Origin of the sequence: Methanoculleus sp. UBA208 (assembly GCF_002498065.1) — an archaeon.
In the GTDB taxonomy this organism is placed as follows: Archaea; Halobacteriota; Methanomicrobia; order Methanomicrobiales; family Methanoculleaceae; genus Methanoculleus.
In genome coordinates this window covers 1-1,414 of sequence record NZ_DAFZ01000098.1, presented here as the reverse complement: position 1 = coordinate 1,414, position 1,414 = coordinate 1, and the positions used below count along the sequence as shown (strand labels likewise).

1 protein-coding gene is annotated in these 1,414 nt (G+C 41.6%); it reads left to right on the top strand.

Features of this window, described 5'->3' with window-relative positions:
* Positions 1 to 322 precede the first annotated feature (322 nt).
* Complete coding sequence (locus BRA62_RS10310) at positions 323 to 1,051, top strand: hypothetical protein (protein ID WP_292366485.1); 729 nt, start codon at positions 323 to 325, stop codon at positions 1,049 to 1,051.
* The last annotated feature ends 363 nt before the right edge of the window (positions 1,052 to 1,414 follow it).

Genomic DNA, 1,414 nt, shown 5'->3' with positions numbered 1-1,414 from the left:
TTTTGGACGATCACTGGACGATTGAGGTCGTGTAATCAGTGTACTTTGTCACATGGTTTTACGACGCATTGGCCTTTTTCCTTCGAGAGAACGGTGTCGCGAGTCTGGTGCTACACTGCCTTCCTGCCTCTCTACCGCACACTTTCACTCCTACATCCGCTCAAGGTGTTTAACTCATAGCCCATGATGATCACATGGAACAACGACCAACGAAATGGCGATCTAACGCGATCTCGAGATAATCGTGTCTCTGCTGTCAAATACGTTCCCTAACCGGCACCTTCCCAGAAAAGTTATTTTAAGGCGTTGATATTGTACTTACATGCAACTAGACTTCTATATTGGGTTAAGCATAGGAGTTATTTTTACTGCTCTTTTATTCCCTACCTATAGGAGTTTGAAATCCGATGTAAAAACTTTAGGATTCTCCATTGTAATAATTAAATTTCTCAAGTTACTGTTATCATACTTCTCATACATTTTAAGACAATTATATGATAAAGAGGCTAGAGAGATCTCCGAGAGAAAAGTCATCAAAAAAATTCAGCAGACTGATCAAGGGGAGATCAGAGGAAACCATGCGGGGATTTTTATATGTTTGAAGAAACGTTTTGGATTTCTTGATAAGAGTGTTTATCTCGATGGCGCTGATATACTCATTGACAGGTTTTTAATGGAAAAAATCCCATTTAAGGTCTACGTATGTGACAAATCAATCGAATTTAGACAAATAATCGAAAATGAGAATGTTAACCTTGTATGGATCTTTGGTCATGGTACGAAACAAGGTGTTGATTTTGTTGATCGCTTCGTTAATTACTGTGAATTTTCAAAATTTGAAGAGGCACAAAAAAAAGATTTTATTGGTCAATTTCATTGCAATTCTCATGGTGGGTGTTCATTAGATCGATACATCTTACGGGAAGGTGGCATAAAATTCATTGAAGACGGAGTAAGTGATCCTTTCCAAAATCGCAAGGCAGTTCAAAGCCTCTTGGATAAACACATGGGATATTTTAAGGAAAAGACAGGATTACAAGGTTCGTGCTGATTTCCGAAGTTAGGCGTAAGTGTTTGATTTACCTTTTTAACAATGAGGCCATCCCAAAACGTCTCTGCCGGGAGGGGGACACCCGTTCGAAGACCTTCGGTCATCTCAAGCTCCCTCCGGTCGCACCTCCCCGGCCCCTCCCCCGCGTGGCGATAGCCAATGGGAAGCCGTTTCAGTAATGCGACACAGGAGATCGTCCAATTTGTTATGAGCGCTCTTAATTGCGTTCAGAACCCTGTGAATCTTTAACCATGTGGTACTTTTGGGATGACTTCAATACGAGATCTTGGTTGAAGATCATACGGACAGTGGGGCGGCAGTATCCGAGAAGAAAGTCTTTCTCGGGCTTTGTTGAATTCCTCC